Source organism: Arthrobacter sp. TJ-254 (assembly GCF_058269175.1).
This window is the reverse complement of record NZ_JBZCNF010000004.1, coordinates 478700-495996: the sequence shown is the minus strand read 5'-3', so window position 1 is coordinate 495996 and position 17297 is coordinate 478700. Positions and strand designations below refer to the sequence as shown.

At 67.1% G+C, this 17297-nt stretch carries 16 protein-coding genes; 9 read left to right on the top strand and 7 right to left on the bottom strand.

The window, feature by feature from the left end:
- Nucleotides 1–8: 8 nt before the first annotated feature.
- The 4 genes from AC4D14_RS13880 to AC4D14_RS13865 form a co-directional block, all read right to left on the bottom strand.
- On the bottom strand, nucleotides 9–1340 hold the full coding sequence (locus AC4D14_RS13880) for an enolase C-terminal domain-like protein (RefSeq protein ID WP_490903208.1): 1332 nt from the start codon (nucleotides 1338–1340) through the stop codon (nucleotides 9–11).
- A gap of 3 nt (nucleotides 1341–1343) precedes the next feature.
- A complete protein-coding gene (locus AC4D14_RS13875) occupies nucleotides 1344–2948 on the bottom strand; it encodes an aldehyde dehydrogenase (NADP(+)) (RefSeq protein ID WP_490903207.1) in 1605 nt (534 codons plus the stop codon).
- Nucleotides 2945–3871 (bottom strand): 5-dehydro-4-deoxyglucarate dehydratase, encoded by a 927-nt coding sequence (gene kdgD, locus AC4D14_RS13870; protein ID WP_490903205.1) that lies wholly within the window; start codon nucleotides 3869–3871, stop codon nucleotides 2945–2947. Before kdgD ends, AC4D14_RS13875 begins: the two co-directional genes overlap by 4 nt.
- A gap of 151 nt (nucleotides 3872–4022) precedes the next feature.
- Entirely contained in the window at nucleotides 4023–4907 is an 885-nt protein-coding gene (locus AC4D14_RS13865) for a LysR family transcriptional regulator (RefSeq protein ID WP_490903203.1), read from the bottom strand.
- Nucleotides 4908–5054: 147 nt separating this feature from the next.
- On the opposite strand from AC4D14_RS13865, the gene AC4D14_RS13860 reads away from it, so the two are divergent.
- The 4 genes from AC4D14_RS13860 to AC4D14_RS13845 are packed head-to-tail and all read left to right on the top strand — an operon-like array spanning nucleotide 5055 to nucleotide 8583.
- Complete coding sequence (locus tag AC4D14_RS13860; RefSeq protein WP_490903201.1) at nucleotides 5055–6071, top strand: tripartite tricarboxylate transporter substrate binding protein; 1017 nt, start codon at nucleotides 5055–5057, stop codon at nucleotides 6069–6071.
- A 29-nt stretch (nucleotides 6072–6100) separates the two neighbouring features.
- Nucleotides 6101–6646 carry a tripartite tricarboxylate transporter TctB family protein gene (locus AC4D14_RS13855; RefSeq protein ID WP_490903200.1) on the top strand — a complete coding sequence of 182 codons (546 nt, stop codon included), beginning with the start codon at nucleotides 6101–6103 and terminating at the stop codon, nucleotides 6644–6646.
- 9 nt (nucleotides 6647–6655) lie between these two features.
- Nucleotides 6656–8185, top strand: coding sequence for a tripartite tricarboxylate transporter permease (locus AC4D14_RS13850; RefSeq protein WP_490903199.1), 1530 nt, complete (start codon nucleotides 6656–6658; stop codon nucleotides 8183–8185).
- Nucleotides 8182–8583 (top strand): universal stress protein, encoded by a 402-nt coding sequence (locus tag AC4D14_RS13845; protein ID WP_490903197.1) that lies wholly within the window; start codon nucleotides 8182–8184, stop codon nucleotides 8581–8583. Before AC4D14_RS13850 ends, AC4D14_RS13845 begins: the two co-directional genes overlap by 4 nt.
- Nucleotides 8584–8627: 44 nt before the next feature.
- Here the strand turns inward: AC4D14_RS13845 and AC4D14_RS13840 are convergent, their stop codons facing one another.
- A complete protein-coding gene (locus AC4D14_RS13840) occupies nucleotides 8628–9767 on the bottom strand; it encodes an aminotransferase class V-fold PLP-dependent enzyme (protein WP_490903196.1) in 1140 nt (379 codons plus the stop codon).
- Between the two features lie 87 nt (nucleotides 9768–9854).
- The gene (locus AC4D14_RS13835; protein WP_490903195.1) at nucleotides 9855–10778 is read right to left on the bottom strand and encodes a DUF4031 domain-containing protein; all 924 of its coding nucleotides are present in this window, start codon (nucleotides 10776–10778) and stop codon (nucleotides 9855–9857) included.
- 130 nt (nucleotides 10779–10908) lie between these two features.
- On the opposite strand from AC4D14_RS13835, the gene AC4D14_RS13830 reads away from it, so the two are divergent.
- The 5 genes from AC4D14_RS13830 to AC4D14_RS13810 all read left to right on the top strand — a co-directional run bounded on the left by AC4D14_RS13830 (nucleotide 10909) and on the right by AC4D14_RS13810 (nucleotide 16140).
- Nucleotides 10909–12000, top strand: a complete 1092-nt coding sequence (locus tag AC4D14_RS13830; protein WP_490903193.1) for a WD40/YVTN/BNR-like repeat-containing protein — start codon at nucleotides 10909–10911, stop codon at nucleotides 11998–12000.
- A gap of 13 nt (nucleotides 12001–12013) precedes the next feature.
- Entirely contained in the window at nucleotides 12014–12304 is a 291-nt protein-coding gene (locus AC4D14_RS13825) for a MoaD/ThiS family protein (RefSeq protein WP_490903192.1), read from the top strand.
- Between the two features lie 80 nt (nucleotides 12305–12384).
- On the top strand, nucleotides 12385–13314 hold the full coding sequence (locus AC4D14_RS13820; protein WP_490903191.1) for an alpha/beta fold hydrolase: 930 nt from the start codon (nucleotides 12385–12387) through the stop codon (nucleotides 13312–13314).
- A 318-nt stretch (nucleotides 13315–13632) separates the two neighbouring features.
- Nucleotides 13633–14358 carry an alpha/beta fold hydrolase gene (locus AC4D14_RS13815; protein ID WP_490903190.1) on the top strand — a complete coding sequence of 242 codons (726 nt, stop codon included), beginning with the start codon at nucleotides 13633–13635 and terminating at the stop codon, nucleotides 14356–14358.
- A gap of 420 nt (nucleotides 14359–14778) precedes the next feature.
- Nucleotides 14779–16140: an FAD-binding oxidoreductase gene (locus tag AC4D14_RS13810; RefSeq protein WP_490903189.1), complete on the top strand. Its 1362-nt coding sequence runs from the start codon at nucleotides 14779–14781 to the stop codon at nucleotides 16138–16140.
- Between the two features lie 68 nt (nucleotides 16141–16208).
- Here AC4D14_RS13810 and AC4D14_RS13805 read toward each other — a convergent pair whose 3' ends face one another.
- Nucleotides 16209–17276: an LLM class flavin-dependent oxidoreductase gene (locus AC4D14_RS13805; RefSeq protein ID WP_490903188.1), complete on the bottom strand. Its 1068-nt coding sequence runs from the start codon at nucleotides 17274–17276 to the stop codon at nucleotides 16209–16211.
- Between the last annotated feature and the right edge of the window lie 21 nt (nucleotides 17277–17297).

The following is a 17297-nucleotide window of genomic DNA, read 5'->3' as shown; positions in this document are numbered from 1 at the left end:
TCGGCTGCTTACCGCACGAGGCAGGGGCGCTTTGGATCGAACTGCCACTGGGGAACGAGGTACTGCATTGCTGCGGCATCATCGCGCGCACCGAGTCCATGCTGAAGGTAGAGCTCATGGGCCCGCTGAAGAGCCTCCCGGTCCAGTTCAATGCCCAGTCCCGGGCGGTCCGGAACCTCGATGTACCCGTTGGTGATCGTCAGAGGGTCCCGGGTGAGGGGCTGTCCGTCCTGCCAGATCCAGTGAGTGTCAAGCGCCGTGACCTTTCCGGGCGCGGCGGCACCCACATGGGTGAACATGGCAAGGGAGATGTCGAAGTGGTTGTTCGAATGCGAACCCCACGTCAGACCGAAGTCGCTGCACAGCTGGGCCACCCTGACCGATCCCTGCATGGTCCAGAAGTGCGGGTCGGCGAGGGGGATGTCGACGGCGTGGGTGCGCACGGCATGGGCCATCTGGCGCCAGTCGGTGGCGATCATGTTCGTCGCCGTCGGCAGGCCGGTCGCCCGCTTGAATTCGGCCATCGTCTCCCGTCCCGAGAAACCGTTTTCGGGGCCGCAGGGATCCTCGGCGTAGGCGAGCACCCCGCGCAGGTCGGAACACAGCTCGATGGCTTCCTTGAGCAGCCACCCGCCGTTCGGGTCGAGGGTGATCCTCGCGTCTGGGAACCGGGCCGCGAGCGCCTTGACGGCTTTGACCTCCTCCGCGCCGGAGAGGACACCGCCCTTGAGCTTGAAGTCCTGAAAGCCGTAGCGCTGGTGGGCTGCCTCGGCGAGGGCCACGATGGCCTCCGGGGTCATTGCCTCCTGCCGCCGCAGCCGCTCCCAGTCATCGTGCGGGTTTTCCTCGATGAGGTAGGGAAGGTCGGTCCTGTTGCTGTCGGCGATGTAGAAGAGGTAGCCGAGCATCTGCACCTTGTCCCGCTGTTGCCCCTCACCGAGAAGTTCGGCGACAGGCACGTCGAGGTGCTGGCCCAGAAGGTCGAGCATGCCCGACTCCAGTGCGGTGACGGCGTGGATTGTGGTGCGCAGGTCGAAGGTCTGGGCTCCCCGCCCGCCGGCATCCCGGTCGGCGAATTCCTCGGCCACACGCCGGAGCAGCTGGCGGTACCGGGGAAGGGGCTGTCCGATCAGGAGGTTCCCCGCGTCCTCGATGGTGGCGCGGATCGCCTCCCCACCGGGAACTTCCCCCAGCCCGGTATTACCGTTGCTGTCGGTGAGGATGGCGATGTTCCGGGTGAAGAACGGGCCGTGGGCACCGCTGAGGTTCAGGAGCATGCTGTCGTGGCCGGCGACCGGCACTGCTTCGACAGACACGATGACCGGGGTGTTGACCGTCATCGTTCAGCCTTCCCAATTTCGAACGGTGCCGTCGACGCGCCGGTTCAGGTGCCAAGGGTTGGCCTCCTGCAGGGGGTCGGGCAGCAGCGCGTCGGGGATGTTCTGGTAGCTCACCGGGCGCTGGAAACGCTGGATGGCGAGGGTTCCCACGGAGGTCGACCGCGGGTCCGAGGTTGCAGGGAACGGCCCGCCGTGGACCATCGCATGCCCCACCTCGACGCCTGTTGGCCAGCTGTTGAAGAGGATCCGCCCCACCTTGCGCTCAAGGACCGGCAGCAGTTTCGCCGCGGCGCCGGAGTCGGCGGGGGCGGCGTGGACCGTTGCCGTGAGCTGGCCCTGGAGGATTTCCGCCGCGTCAGTGAGGTCCTCGGGGCTTTCGTACCGGATGAAGACACCCGCGGCACCGAAGACCTCCTCCTGGAGTGCCGGACTGTCGATGAAGGTCCGGGTCGACGTACTGAAGAGCGCGGGGGCGGGTGCGTTCTCCGTGCTGCCGGGCAGGCCTTCGGCTACCTGCTCCACGCCGGGGGCGGCCCGCAGGGCATTGATGCCCACGCTGCACGCCGTGGCGATTCCGGCCGTCAGCATCGTCGCTCCGGGGGTTTCTCCAAGTATTCCTGCTGCGGCATGAATGAAGGCGTCCCCCTCCGCGCCGGCGGGCACGAAGATCAGGCCGGGGTTTGTGCAGAACTGGCCAGAACCCATGGTCAGCGAACCGATGAAATCCGCCGCAAGACTCGTGGTGTCGCCTTCCAGGCTTGCGGGCAGGACGAAGACGGGGTTGATCGAGGACATTTCGGCGTAAACGGGTATCGGTTCCGGCCGGGCCGCGGCGGTCTTCATCAGGGCGAGTCCTCCGCTGCGTGAACCGGTGAAGCCGACGGCCTTGATCCGCGGGTCGGCAACAAGGGCCTGGCCGATCGTGGTGCCGGCTCCAAACACCAGGGAGAAGACCCCTCCGGGAAGGCCGCTGTCGAGGACCGCCTGCGTGATTGCCTGTCCGACGAGTTCGGCCGTGCCGGGGTGGGCGTTGTGGGCCTTCACGATGACGGGGCACCCGGCCGCAAGGGCCGAGGCGGTGTCGCCGCCCCCTGTCGAAAAAGCGAGGGGGAAGTTGCTTGCACCGAAGACGGCAACCGGGCCCAGCCCGATGTGGCGCAGGCGGATGTCGGCGCGCGGCAGGGGGCTTCTCTCCGGCTCGGCGGGATCGATGCGCGCCTGGAGATGGTCCCCCTGGCGGACAACTGCCGCGAAGAGTCGGAGCTGGCCGACGGTGCGGGCGCGCTCACCGTCGATCCGTCCCGCGGGAAGGCCCGTCTCCTGAACGGCGCGCTCGGTAAGGACCGGCCCGAGCGCGTCGATGTTGTCGGCGATGCGCTCGAGGAAGGCGCCGCGCTGCTCCGGTGTGGTCGCGCGGTAGGAGTCGAAGGCAGCGTCGGCGGCGGCGGCCGCCCGGGCGAGCTGTTCGGTGCTGACGAGCCCGATGGCGGGTTCGAGCTCGGCCCCGGTGGCCGGATTGACGGCGCGGACGGTCCCGGCATCACCGAAGACGGCGGTGCCGGCGAGGATGGATTGTCCGGTGACAGCTGCGGCGGTGGTTGTGGTCATGGGTGCTCCTGGCCGATCTTCTGGATGAGGGCTGTGAGATCCGAGAGGTCGGTCTCGGTGAGGTTCTGCAGGGGCGGCCGGACCGGGCCGCCGTTGCGGCCCACGGCGTCGAGCCCCGCCTTGATGATCGACACGCCGTACCCCTTCACCCGATCGCGGATATCGAGGTAGGGGATGACAAAGTCGTTGAGTTTGCCGTACACCGCGTCGCGGTCCTGGGCCACGACGTCCTTGTAGAAGGCGAGCGCGAACTCCGGCGCGAAGTTGAACATCGCCGACGAATAGGTGCTGACCCCGAGCTGCAGAAGGGGAAGCGCGAAGGTTTCAGCCGTTGGCAGGCCGCCGATATACGCGAGGCGGTCCCCCACCCGCGCATAGATGCGGGTCATCTGCTCAATGTTCCCGATTCCATCCTTGAACCCGACGAGGTTGGGGTTGCGGTCTGCAAGGATGGCGACCGAACGGTCGTTGAGGACGGCGTTGGCCCGGCTGTAGACGATGACGCCCAGGTCGGTGGAACGGCACACCGCGCTCACATGCTCGATCAGGCCCTCCTGGTCCGCCTCGGTGAGGTAGGGCGGCATCAGCAGGATGCCGTCGGCGCCGGCCTCCTGTGCTGCGCGGGCCTGCTCGATGCCCGAGAAGGTGCCACCGGTCGCCGGTGCGATCACCGGGACCTTGCCCCCGATTTCGTCGACGGCGACCCGCACCACGCGGTCCAGTTCCCCAGTGGTCAGGGAGAAACCCTCACCGGTGCCTCCCGCCGCGAAGAGCCCGGCGACGTCGTAGCCGGCCTGCCAGGCCAGGTGGTCCCGGTAGCGATCCTCATCGAACTGGAGCTGGGCATCGAAGTGTGTGACGGGAAAGGAGAGCAGGCCTGACTTGACTTGGGTCGCCAGCTCGGCGGGATTCAGATGAGCCACAGAACAATGTCCTTAGGTGAGGGCGTCCGCGGGTTGCCACGCGGCGAAGGAATATGAATATGACGCCAGCCTAGGGAGCCGCTCAATGCCTGTCTAAGATTGTTTTTGTATGGATTGATACCCCTACGGCATAGCAGGAGCCCCACCGGGGTTACTCCAGGTGGTCGGAGATTGCCTCAAGGACGCGGCGCAGGGCGGGGTTGCGCGACTCCTTGAGCCAGATGGCGTAAAGCTCCACCGGATCGGCCCCGAAACCGCTCGTCTCCAGGTACTCGATCCCCTCGATGCCGAGCACGGACGCGGAGTGCGGCACGAGGGCGATGCCGCGCCCCGCTGCAACAAGGGAGATCATGGTCAGGATCTGGGCGACGGTGTGGACATAGGTGAGTCCACCGGCCGGTGCCAGGCCAACAATGAGGTCGTAGAAGTACTTGGCCTCGGTCGGCGAGTGCATGATGATCCGCTCCGACCGCAGGTCCTGCGCGGTGACCGGACGCCCGACCGCGGCGAGGCTGTGCCCACTCGGGACGGCAACGACAAGGGGCTCGCGGTACAGCAGCCGGGATCCGAAGAGCTCCTCATCGAAGGGCGGGCGTGCCAGCCCGAGGTCGATCTCTCCTTCAACGAGGGCTCCAACCTGCTCCCGGGTGACCATCTCCTGCAGGTCGATCTCGATTTCCGGCAGCTGGCTGGAGATCTCGTTGAGCAGCGCTCCGAGGATCCCGAAGGTGGAGGCTGCAGTAAAGCCGATCCTTACGGTGCCCGCCGAGCCGGCGGAGATGCGGCGCGCAAGATCGGGGGCGCTTTCAACGAGGGCAAGAAGCCGGCGGGCTTCGTGGAGGAAGGCCTCTCCAGCCGCGGTGAGGGTGACCCCGCGGTTGTCACGGTCGAAGAGCCGGACGTCGATGGCGCGCTCAAGCTTCTGGATCTGGCGGCTCAAAGGGGGCTGGGTCATGCGGAGACGTTCGGCCGCCCGGCCGAAGTGCAGTTCCTCTGCGACGGCGACGAATCCACGGAGCTGGTCGAGGGAATACATAATGCCCTGAGGGTATCACTTTATACTTTATGGGGCTTAGACATGCATGGCGGCGCTTCCTATGCTTCATATGTCGGATGCGAAGTGACTCCAATCACACGATCCGGACCGCCTACGGCGACGCACTTCTCATCTAAGGAGAATTTCATGAAGAATTCCAAGCCCTGCCTCAGGTCGGCAGCAGCCGCCGGCGCCGCCGTCGTTCTCGCCGTATCGCTCTCAGCCTGTGGTGGCAACGTGGCCAATCCCGGCGCCGACTCCGAAGGCAGTGACTTTCCCTCTGGCCCGGTGACCCTGACGATCGGCCAGGATCCCGGCGGAAGCACCGACCTTATTGGACGCGCTGTCGCAGAACACGCGGCGGAAAGCCTTGGAGTGGCGATTCCCGTGGTCAACAAGCCAGGAGCAAACGGGGCGCTCGCGACGCAGGAAGTGGCCAACTCCGAGCCGGACGGCCACACCCTGGTCCTGCTCAACGCGTCGTTGATCGCCATCACCCCACTCGCCGTGGGAGAGGACGAGGCAGTGAACCTCGATGACCTCGAGATCGTCAGCGGCATCTCCCAGGACGACTACGTGTTGGTGGCGAACGCGAAGTCGGGGCTCAAGACGATTGAGGACATCGTGGCCGCGGACAAGAGCTTCAACTTCGCGACGACCGGCGTTGGCACCGGCAGCCAGCTCGCCCAGGCACTGTTGTTCAAGCAGGCAGGCGTCGAGGGAACCGATGTGCCGTTCGACGGGGGCTCCCCTGCCATGACCGCCCTGCTGGGCAATCAGGTGGACCTCGCCACCATCCAGCTCGGCGAGGCAATGCCGCAGATCGAGGCCGGGACGCTCACGCCGATTATCACCTTCTCCGAGGAGCGCAACCAGTACCTTCCCGACACCCCGACGGCTGTTGAAGCCGGCTACGACGTTCCGGTGTCACAGTACCGGGCCGTTGCCGCACCCAAGGGAACCCCCGAGCCGGTCCTTGAGAAGCTGCGTGAATCAATCACCGCGGCCTTCGATTCCGAGGAGTACAAGAAATTCAACGAGGAGAACCTCTTCACCCCCCATGAGGTCGACGGCAGCCAGGTCACCGAGGAGTGGACGGCGAACGCCGCGAAGTACAAGGAACTCGTTGAGAAATACGAGATCGACCTCGGCGGCGGACAGTGACTTCCCTCTCCAAAGGTGGCAGCTCCAGCGTGGACGGCGCAAAGCCGGCCGTCCACGCGGAGGGCATGGCCGGGGAACCGGCCGAAGATCTTGTGCCGGAGGACCTCGCCGCCGAGTGGGAAGAGGAGAAGCCCCCGGCGGCGGGCCCGCTCGCCAATGTGGCCTCCGCCCTGGTGGTGGCGGCCGTTGGAACCGCGGGCATCATCGGCGCCGTGGGGATGGGCCTTGGCACACCCGCCGACCCTCGGCCGGGGATGTGGCCATTCATCATCAGCGTCGTGCTCGTGGCGCTGGCGGCCGCCCTTGCGCTTTTCGGCCGCAAGGCGGTCGACGCCGAAAAATTTTCGGGCTCAAGCCTCCAGGTGATCGCGGGGCTGGCGACCCTCATCGGTTTCGCTTCCCTGATCGGCACGATCGGCTTTGAGATCCCCGCGCTGGTGTTGACACTGATCTGGCTCCGCTTCCTGGGGAAAGAGACCTGGCGCATGTCGGTCTTGCTCAGCGTGGTCATCACCGCCTGCTTCTACCTGCTCTTCGTCTTCGCACTCAACGTGCCCATCCCGCATCTTTTCTAGGGAAAACCCATGGACTTTCTTGAACCGGTCGTCAACGGATTCGGCGTCGTGCTCGAACCCGTCAACCTCCTGTACTGCCTGCTCGGCGTCGTCATCGGCATGCTCATCGGCGTCCTGCCCGGGCTTGGCCCCGCAGCGACAATCGCCATCCTGCTGCCGCTGACCTATGGCGTTGAACCCGTCACGGCAATCATCATGCTCTCGGGCATCTTCTACGGAGCCCAGTACGGCGGGACGATCACCTCCGTCCTGCTGCGCCTGCCGGGCGAGGCGTCCTCGGTCGTTACGGTTTTCGACGGGTATGCGCTGGCCAGACAGGGAAAGGCCGGCACCGCCCTCGGAATCGCCGCCATCGGCTCGTTCGTCGGCGGCACCATTTCGATCATCGGACTCACCCTCCTGGCGCCCCTCGTCGCCGGATTCGCCCTCGACTTTGGACCACCGGAATACACAGCCCTCGCCCTGCTCGGCATCCTGCTTGTCGCAACGGTCAGCAACGGCGGCAAACTGAAAGCCCTTATTGCGGCGGCCATCGGCCTCCTCCTGGCCACCGTGGGCCGCGACGGGTTCACCGGCGGCTCCCGTTTCACCTTCGGCAGCCTCTCCCTCGCCGACGGGCTCGACTTCGTTCCCATCGCCATGGGTATCTTCGGCCTCGGCGAGATCCTCTACAACCTCGAGCAGCGCCACAACAAGGTCCAGGCTCCCTCGAAGGTTGCCAACGTCTGGCCCTCGCGAAAGGACCTCCAGCAGTCCTCCGGAGCCATCGGCCGCGGGTCGGTTCTCGGGTTCTTCCTCGGGATCCTGCCCGGCGGTGGAGCCACCCTGTCCTCGATGGCGGCGTACGCGATGGAGAAAAAGCGGGCCAAGGATCCCTCCCGGTTCGGCCGTGGAGCGATCGAGGGGGTCGCGGCCCCGGAATCGGCGAACAACGCTGCGGCAACGTCCTCGTTCATTCCGCTGCTCACCCTGGGCATTCCCGCCAACGCAACAATGGCAATCATCTTCGGGGCCCTGCTGATCCAAGGGGTCACGCCCGGCCCCCAGTTGGTCCAGAATGACCCGGAACTGTTCTGGGGCGTCGTCAACTCCATGTACATCGGCAATATCCTGCTGCTGATCATGAGCATCCCGCTCGTGGGGATTTTCGTGAAGGTCCTGCGGGTGCGCCCGGCGATCCTGGCCCCGGTGACGGTGCTCATCACACTGATCGGCGTCTACACGATCAACAACAGCATCTTCGATATCTGGCTCGTGATCGTCTTCGGCGTCCTGGGCTACCTCATGAAGAAGTTCGGCTTCGAACCGGGGCCCCTCGTTCTTGCCTTCGTTCTCGGAGCGCTGCTCGAGGAGAGCCTGCGCCGTTCGCTGCTGCTCTTTGGCGGCGACCCCACCGGGTTCATCACCAGGCCGATCTCCGGGGTCCTGCTCCTGGTCTTCGTCCTGGTGGTGCTGCTGCCCGTCGTCCAGAGCGGCTTGAAGAAGGCACGGGCCAAGAAAACCGCAAACGCGACGATTCACGACAAGGAGTCAGTATGAGCATTCTCATTGGATATGTCCCCACCCCTGAGGGAGAGGCAGCCCTGGAGGCCGGCCTTGAGGAGGCCCGGCTGAGGAACACCGGCATCGTGATCCTCAACTCCCCGCGGAAGGGAGCACCCGTAGATGCGGCGCTCGCTTCCGACGAGCAGGTCGCGGGCCTGCTCGCACGGGCGAAAGCAGTGAATATCGAAGCGGTGGTGCGCCAGCCCGGGCACACCGATGACCTGACCGAGGAATTCATGGAGATCGCCGAGGAAACCGGTGCCTCACTGATCGTTATCGGGCTGCGCCGCCGATCGCAGGTGGGCAAGTTCATCATGGGCAGCCACGCCCAGCGGATCCTCCTCCAAGCCGACCGCCCCGTCCTCGCCGTCAAAGCCCCGGACAACTCCTAGGCCCTTTCGGTGAGGCCGGCGGCAGGCCCTGCCTTCCGCCCGCCTCACCCCGGGAACCCGGAGGAAGCCCTGCGTCCCAGCATTCCCGCCGCCTCGGCGAGGGCGTCGGCGGGCGTTGTCACATGGGGTGAAAGGCGGATCCGCCCGCTTCCGTGCTGCGTGGCGGTGATGCCGGCGCCGGCGAGGTCCGCGAGGGCGGCCGCCGCCATCCCCCCGGGGATCTCTGCAACGACGATGCCGGCCCGGCGGGCGGGCTCCACAGCTGAAACGACGCGCACCCCCGCCGCATCGAGATCGGCAAGCAGCAGTTCGACTGTCTGGCCCACCTGCGCTTCAATCCACGGGACGGTCGCCGGTTCGATGAGCTCAAGGGCCGCCGCGAAGGGCCCGACGGCGGTCGGCGAGAGGTTGGACATGGAGAACCGGAGTGCGCCTGAAAGGGGCGCATGGAGCGCGCCGTCGTAGTCGGCGGCCTCCTGAACTCCGGACCAGCCACCGAGAACGGGCCGGATCCGGTCGAGGCCCGCCTCGGACAACGCAAGCACCCCGGCGCCCCAGCCGCCCCGGATCCATTTCTGGCCGCCCACGATGAGGGCATCGGCCACCGTCCAGTCCTGGTCCAGCACGCCGAACCCCTGAATCCCGTCGACAACCAGCAGCCGATCCGGGCCCAGCACCTCCCGGATGGCGGCGAGATCCGCACGGTACCCGGTCCGGAAATCGACGGCGCTCACGGCGAGCGCCACGGTGTCAGGGGTCAGCGACCGCTCCACTGTCTCGGCCGTCATGAAATCCCCGGGCGCGCCCACCCGAAGCACTTCACCGCCGCCCCTCCCCTCGGCCTTGTGCCAGGGGTACAAGTTGGCGGGGAACTCTCCCGATCCGACAAGCACCGGGCCCCCGGTGATACCGAAGGCCACCTGGAACAGTCCAAAGGAGGTGTGCGGAACGAGGGTCACCCGCTCGAGCGGGAACCCGCTGAGCCGTGAGAAAGCGCTCCGGGCGCGCAGTTCGTGCCCCTGCAGCACATCCCTCGCTCCCACCGCTCCACCTGCCGCCACATGAAGCAGCTCCACCGCGGTTTCGATAACCATCCGCGAGGGAGGCCCGTAGCTGGCGAAGTTGAGATAGCCGCGCTCCTCGGTGAACTCGGCCCGGTAGGAGGTTCCTGGGTGTCCACTCATTTTCTTCCCCTTCAGATGTGCGGGCGGCCCGCCGGCCCCGCATCGGTTCAGCCCCGTGACGCCGGCGCTGCGCGGGAAACCGGCGGGCTACCGGCTGGTTTCTCCCGCCCCGGCCCGCCCGGCGGCACCGGCCAGGGCGGCGAGCTCGGTCGAGAGGTTGGCGCGGGCCCGCCCGGACCAGAGGCGTGAACCCTCCGCCGTCGAGAACAGGGGCTCGATCGCAAGCAGGCGCTGGAGGACCTTGGCCCTGCCTGCCGCGAAGTCGGCCTCGGGCACCGAAGCGTATTCGGCCCGGACGGCCCGCAGGTACTCGCTGTACCGAGCGGGCGGGCTGCCCAGCACCGAAAGGTCGGCGTCGCACAGGAGCGCACCGGCCCGGTCCCCGGGGGCCGGCGCGTGAGTGACGGTCAGCAGCACAAGCCGGGAAACCTCGTCGATGTCGTGCCGGGGAAGGCCCGCTCCGGCGAGGGCGCGTTCGGCGAGCGCCGCGGAGGCGGCCTCATCCCCGCCCGCCACTCCCCGGTACACGGCGTCGTGGAACCAGGCGGCAAGCAGCACGGGACGGCGCAGGGAGGAGTCCTGGGCCGTCATCAGCGCGTCGAGCGCCTCAAGGACGGCCAGCAGATGCTCCGGCGTGTGGTATTTCCGGTGCGGTTCGCTCCACCGCTGCAGCAGTTCCGCACCGATTCCGGGCGTCCCGCGCAGGACGGCGTTCCACCTGCTCTGGAGCGCCGAGCGCAGCCGCCCCGGCCGCTTCCGGGCCGGCACCCGCAGCCCGCTGCCCACCAGGATGCGCACCAGCTCGCCGCCGCTGACCTCCACCGCGCCGAGGCGGACCAGCTCCGGGTACCGGTGTGAGGGTACGTCGTAGTGGTCCTGGTCGAAGGCCCGGGCCGGCACTCCGGCCGAGGCAGCGAAATCATGGAGTTCCGCGAGGGAGGCGTCGGAGATGAGGTGCGAGAAGACAGTGCCGTGCGCCGGCCAGAGCGGCGGATCGATGAAAACGGCCATGGGGCAAGTCTAGGCGGGGCGGTGCGGCCTATCCGGGCCCGTCTATGTACAGATGGGCGGGGCTGTGCCATTCTCGCAGTGGCATCACAAGCACCGCTCATCGTCCTTGGAAAAACACCGTGGGGGAGTTATGACGGATCAGAACAGCGCTGTTCTGGCGATTGGCACGAAAAAGGGACTATGGCTGGCCACCAGCCCCGACCGGCGTTCCTGGACCTTGTCCGAACCCATGTTCCTCATGCAGGAAGTCCCGAGCGTTGGTATCGACACCCGGGGCGGAGGCACCCGGATCCTCGTCGGCACCCGTTCCGAGCACTGGGGACCCTCGGTGGTCCACTCGGATGACCTCGGCGCCAGCTGGACCGAGCCGGAACGAGGTGGCATCGGTTTCGACGCCGCCGACGGCACCGCGCTGGAGCGCATCTGGCAGCTTCAACCGGACTCCGAGAACAGGCCCGGGGTCGTCTGGGCCGGTTGTGAACCGATCTCCGTGTGGAAATCCACCGACGGCGGGGAGCACTTCGAGCTCAACCGGGCACTGTGGGACCACCCGCACCGGCAGGACTGGGGCGCGGGTTACGGTGGCGCCGCCGCCCACACCGTGCTGCCCAGCCCGGCCGATGACACGGTGCACGTGGCGATGAGCACCGGAGGGGTGTACCGCTCGCGGGACGGCGGTGCGTCCTGGGAGGCCCGCAACCGTGGAATCTCCGCCTATTTCCTGCCCGACCCGCAGCCCGAGTTCGGCCAGTGCGTCCACAAGATCGCGCGCGATGCGCAGGACCCGGAGCGCCTTTTCGCCCAGAACCACCATGGTGTCTATGTGAGCGAGGACGGAGCGGAATCGTGGGACTCGATCGCCGATGGCCTGCCTTCCGACTTCGGGTTCGTCATGCTCGCCCATCCCCGCCGCTCCGGGACGGCCTGGGTGATTCCGCTGAAGGCCGACGGGGAGAGGATTCCCCCCGACGGCAAACTCGCGGTCCACCGCACCGACGATGCGGGCGGCTCCTGGACCCGGCTCGATACAGGCCTTCCCCGCCGCGAGTTCAACGCTGTCCTGCGCGACGCGGCGTCGGTGGACACCGCCGAACCGGCCGGTGTGTATTTCGGCACCCGCGGCGGAAGCGTCTACGCCAGTGCCGACGAGGGTGCCACCTTCACCGAGGTCACGGCCAACCTTCCCGACGTCCTCTGCGTCCGCGCCGCCGTCATCAGCTGACCCCGAACACGCCATGGGCAACTCCGTCACCGTCCTGCTTCCCACCCTCCTGCGGCCCTACGCGGAAGGGCGCAGCGAGGTCGACGTACCACTGCGCTCCCCTGCCACCGTTGCCGGGGTCCTCGAGGAACTGTGCAACGGGCGTCCCCTTCTCGCACGCCGCCTGCGCGATGAAACAGGTGAACTGCGCCGATACGTCAACGTGTACGTCGACGGCGAGGATGTGCGCCGGCTCCAGCTCCTCCAGACCCCGGTTGAGCCGGGCGGCACGGTGATGGTCATGCAGTCGGTGGCCGGCGGCTGAACTTCCGGGCGCCCGCGCTGCGTGCGTAACGTGGAGCTGAGCTGTATACCGGGCACACGGCGCAGAGTACGATCGCCGCCATGGAATCCACAGAAGCCCCGGGCTGGTTCGAGGGTTTTGAAGCCCGCTCCTTCGACGTCGAAGGCGCCTCCATCTTCGCCCGGTACGGCGGCAACGAAGCCGGCCCCACCCTGCTTCTGGTCCACGGCTCACCGCAGACTCACGTCATGTGGCGGCGTGTGGCGGAGGAGCTGCGCCGGGAGTACTTCATCGTCCTGCCCGACCTGCGCGGGTACGGTGATTCGTCGAAAGCACCGGGGATGCCCGACCACAGCAATTACAGCAAACGCGCGATGGCCCAGGACCTCGTGGATGTCGTCGATGCCCTTGGGCGCGGGAGTTTCCTTCTCTGCGGGCACGACCGCGGGGGGCGCGTCGGCCACCGGCTCGCCGTCGACCATCCGGACCGCCTCGACAAGCTCTGCGTGATCGACATCGCCCCCACCTTGGACATGTACAACGCGACGGACATGGCCTTCGCGACCGCGTACTACCACTGGTTCCACCTCATCCAGCCGAAGCCGCTGCCGGAGCAGATGATCACGGGCAGCGCCCTGCCCTACCTTCACGCCACCCTCGGCGGCCTGGGCGGCGGCGGGCTGGGGTTCATCGAACCCGCAGCGCTCGCCGAGTATGAACGCTGCTTCGAGCCCGGCACCATCCACGCCATCTGCGAGGACTACCGGGCGAGCGCAGGCATCGACCTCGAGCACGACCGCGAGAGCAGGGCGAACGGCGGGAAAATCCGCTGTGACACCCAGGTGCTCTGGGGGGAACGCGCGGTGGTCAACCGGCTCTTCCAGCCCGTTGACCTGTGGCAGGCGCAGTGCGGGGGAAAGGTCAGCGGCCAGTCCCTGCCGTCCGGGCACTTCATCCCCGAAGAACTGCCGGGTGAAACCGCCAAGGCCCTCGCCTCCTTCTTCGGTGCGGAGCAAAGCGTCGCCGGCTAGCGGATGAAGGCCCGCCGGCATCTCCAGGGCACCGGCGAGTGCTCTGAAGAATGGGAGAGCCCGGCGTAACGCACAGGGAATTTCGGGGATTCGCTTGCCTTCGGGAAGGCCGCCGCTATGTTTGGTTATCTGGTAGAGAGCCGATCAAGGCATCTCAATTCCCTGCTGAACCGCTTCCGGAAGCGTGGATTCGGCAGGGCGACAGGCCGTTCCAGCAGCCGGATCTGAGCGCCGTTTCCCGCACCTCCGGACGGCCCTCCGGCCGGGCGGCCTGGCCTCTCTTCAAGCAGGACCGCAATCCAATCGAAGGGAAGAACAATGAGTGATTCATCAAGGCCGCTGGCGGTACTCATCCACGGCGCGTACGCCGAGTCGGCAAGCTGGAACGGCGTCATCGAACGCCTGCAGCGTGAAGGCTACACGGCCCTGGCCGTGGCCAACCCGCTGCGCGGAGTTGCGGTCGACACTGAATACCTCGCCAGCGTGGTCGCCGGCCTGAACCGCCCTGTCGTGCTTGTGGGCCACTCGTACGGCGGCATGCTCATCTCCCGGGCCGGGGCGGACAACCCTAACGTGCGCGCACTGGTCTTCGTCGGCGCCTACGCCCCTGAGGACGGCGAAAGCGCAGCGGACCTTTCGGGCAAGTTCCCCGGCGGCAGCCTCGGGCCGACCCTGGTGACCTACCCGCTTCCCGACGACTCCAACGACACCTACATCGACGTGAAGAAGTACCACCACCAGTTCGCCGAAGACGTGCCCGACGACGTCGCATTCCTCATGGCCGCCACCCAGCGCCCCATCCCCGACAAGGCCCTTGGGGAGGCCTTCTCCGGCGAGCCGGCGTGGAAGTCCGTCCCTTCCTGGTTCGTCTTCGGCGACCAGGACCTCAACATCCCCGCCGCGGCGCACCGCTTCATGGCAGAGCGGGCAGGATCCCGGCGCACGGAGGACGTCGCCGGGGCCTCCCACGCCGTCGGTGTCTCCCAGCCCGACGTGGTCACCAGCGTCATCCTCGACGCCCTCAAGGCCAGCAACGGCGGCTGACGAGCCCGCGCGCCATCAGGGGGCAGGGACCGTCCGGGCGGTCCCTGCCCCCTGATGTGTCAAGGGCCTGCGGCGGGTGCCTGACGCGTGTTAGTTCTCTCACCCGCGCCCAGTCCCGGACCGCCCTGCGCTCATGGGTGCGGCCGCGTGCTGACCTGTTCGGGGAATTTCTCCGTATAGTTGAACAGTTGGACAAAAAGCTACCTGACTGCCCTCCTGCCACCCGCGGACGCGGAATGCTGGGCTGCCAGGGGCCCGCGCCAACCGCAGTGCCAGTGATTCGCCCGTACGGGGCCGAAGCGATACGCGGTAACCAGGCCTTTTCCCGGACCTACCGTTCTCCCCCGCGCCGGTGACCGCTCCGGCGGCAAGACACCGGCCCGCACCGCACCTCCGTCTTACCCGTGAAAGGCCTCCCCGATGGCAGAAATTTCAGTACACCAGCTCAACGAGCTGCGAACCCTTATCTCAGGACCGGTGTTCGCACGCGGCGATGAAGGCCTCCCAGCGGAAGCGGCAGCGTACAACCTGCTTGTGGAGCACCGCCCCGATCTGGTGGTGGGCGCCGAGTCCGAGGCCGATGTGGCAGCCGCCGTGCGCTTCGCGGGGGATAACTCCCTTCCGCTGACCGTTCTGGCCACGGGCCACGGATCCTACGCCAACGTCACCGACGGCCTCCTGCTGACCACGTCCCGGCTGGCGGGGGACGTGCAGATCGACCCCTCGAGCCGCACCGCGACAGTGCTGGCCGGGCACCGCGTCAGTGACGTCGTCGCAGCCGCGGCCAAGCACGGCCTGGCACCCGTTGTGGGTTCCTCGACGAATGTCGGAGCCGTCGGCTACCTGCTCGGCGGCGGGGTGGGCCCGCTGGTGCGCACCTTCGGCATATCCTCCGACTGGGTCCGCAGCTTCCGGGTCGTCACCGGCGACGGCGACCTCCTCCACGCCGATTCAATGACCAACCCCGACCTGTTCTGGGCGCTGCGTGGCGGAAAAGGCGGCCTCGGCGTGATCACCTCCCTTGAGCTCGAACTTGTGCCACTGGAGACGCTGTATGGCGGTTCCCTGTTCTTCGACCCCGAACACGTCGGACGTGTCTTCACCGCCTGGCTCGAGTGGACGAAGACGGTACCCGAAACGCTCACCTCATCGGCGGCGATCGTCCGGTTCCCGCCGCTCGACTTCATCCCTGAGCCGCTTCGCGGCAAGACGGCGCTGCACCTGCGCGTGGCGTATGTGGGCGACGCGGGAGAGGGCGAGCGGCTCCTGGCACCCCTGCGTGGGGCCGCCCCGGCGCTCATCGATGCGGTCGGTGAGATGGCGGCAGCTGACATCGGAACAATCCACAACGACCCATCGGATCCGATTCCCCTATGGGACGGCAGCGTCCAGCGGCTCCTGACCCACGCCGATGCCGGCTTCGCGGCCGCACTCCTTGGAGCCGTTGGCCCCGAGGTCAACGTTCCCGTCGTGGCAGCGGAAGTGCGCCACCTTGGAGGTGCGGCCGGCCGCGATGTCCCCGAGGGAAGCGCCGTCGGTGGGCGAAGCGCCGACTACTCGGTCCTGCTGGTCGGCGTGCCCGATCCGAGCCTTTTCGAGACGGTCCTGCCGCAGGTCATGGAAAACGTCACGGCCCAGCTTGACCCGTGGCTCTCGGACGGGACTCTGATCAACTTCCAGACCCGACCCGCGGACGAGGCGGCCCTCAGCTCCTGGCCCGCCGAGACGCGCATCCGGCTGGCGGAGGTCCGTGCGGCGTACGATCCCCGCGGCATCCTCTAACGGAATACCTGCAGCGGGGCGGCACCAAACCGGTGCCGCCCCGCTGCCGGTGCCGCAGCATTGAGCACTCAGGATTCGCTGCCGAGGATCTCCCGGACCAGGGGGATCACCTTGGTGCCGTACAGCTCGATGTTGTTCATCACCGCGGTGTGCGCCAGGCCCGTCATACCGAACTTGAGCTGGAACCGGGACGCGTTGAGGACCCTGAGGTTGGCGGCGATCTTGCGGGCCACCGTCTCGGGGGAGCCGACATAGATGGCGCCGTGCGGGCCGATCTCGTGCCTGAACGATTCCGGGGTTGGAATGGCGAACCCACGGGTCTTGCTCACATGCTTCATCACCGCGAGGTACCGGGGCCAGAACTCCTCCTGGGCCTGCTCGTCGGTCGCGGCCACGTGGCCCATGGAATGCACGCCGATCGGCTGGGCCGGGCGCTCGAAGTGCTCAAGCGCCTCGAGGTAGAGGTTGGAGAACGGCTGGAAGCGGGCGGGCGAGCCGCCGATGATGGCAAGGATGAGGTTGTACCCGTGGCGGGCAGCCCGGACAACCGACTGCGGGCTCCCCCCGACGCCGATCCAGGTGGGGAACGGCTCAGCCTCGAGGTGCGGGACAACGTCCTGGTCCTTGAGCGCCGCGCGGGTTGTGCCGGTCCAGGTGACGGGGCTTCCCTTGAGCAGCTCGGCGAACAGTTCCGACTTCTCCTCGAAGAGCACTTCATAGTCGCTGAGGTCGTAGCCGAAGAGCGGGAACGAATCGATGCTCGAACCACGGCCCAGGATCACCTCGGCCCGCCCCGAGGACAGCGCGTTCAGGGTGGAGTACCGCTGGAAGACGCGGACGGGATCGTCGGAGCTCAGCACGGTGACGGCGGAGCCGAGATGGATGTTCCTGGTCCGCGCTGCAATGGCACTGAGGACCAGGTCGCCGGCGGAGAGCGGGTAGTCGTAGGTGTGGTGCTCGCCGATGCCGAAGAAATCAATGCCCACGGAATCCGCAAGGACGCCCTGCTCGACGATGTTGCGGACCGTCTGGGCGTGCGAATTGAGGGTCCCGTTCTCGTCGGAATGGACATCACCGAAGGTGTCGAGTCCGAAGGTCAGGGGAAAGCCCGTCCGCAGGCTTGGTGAGTCGTTCACAGTTGTTCCTTTTATCTGGGT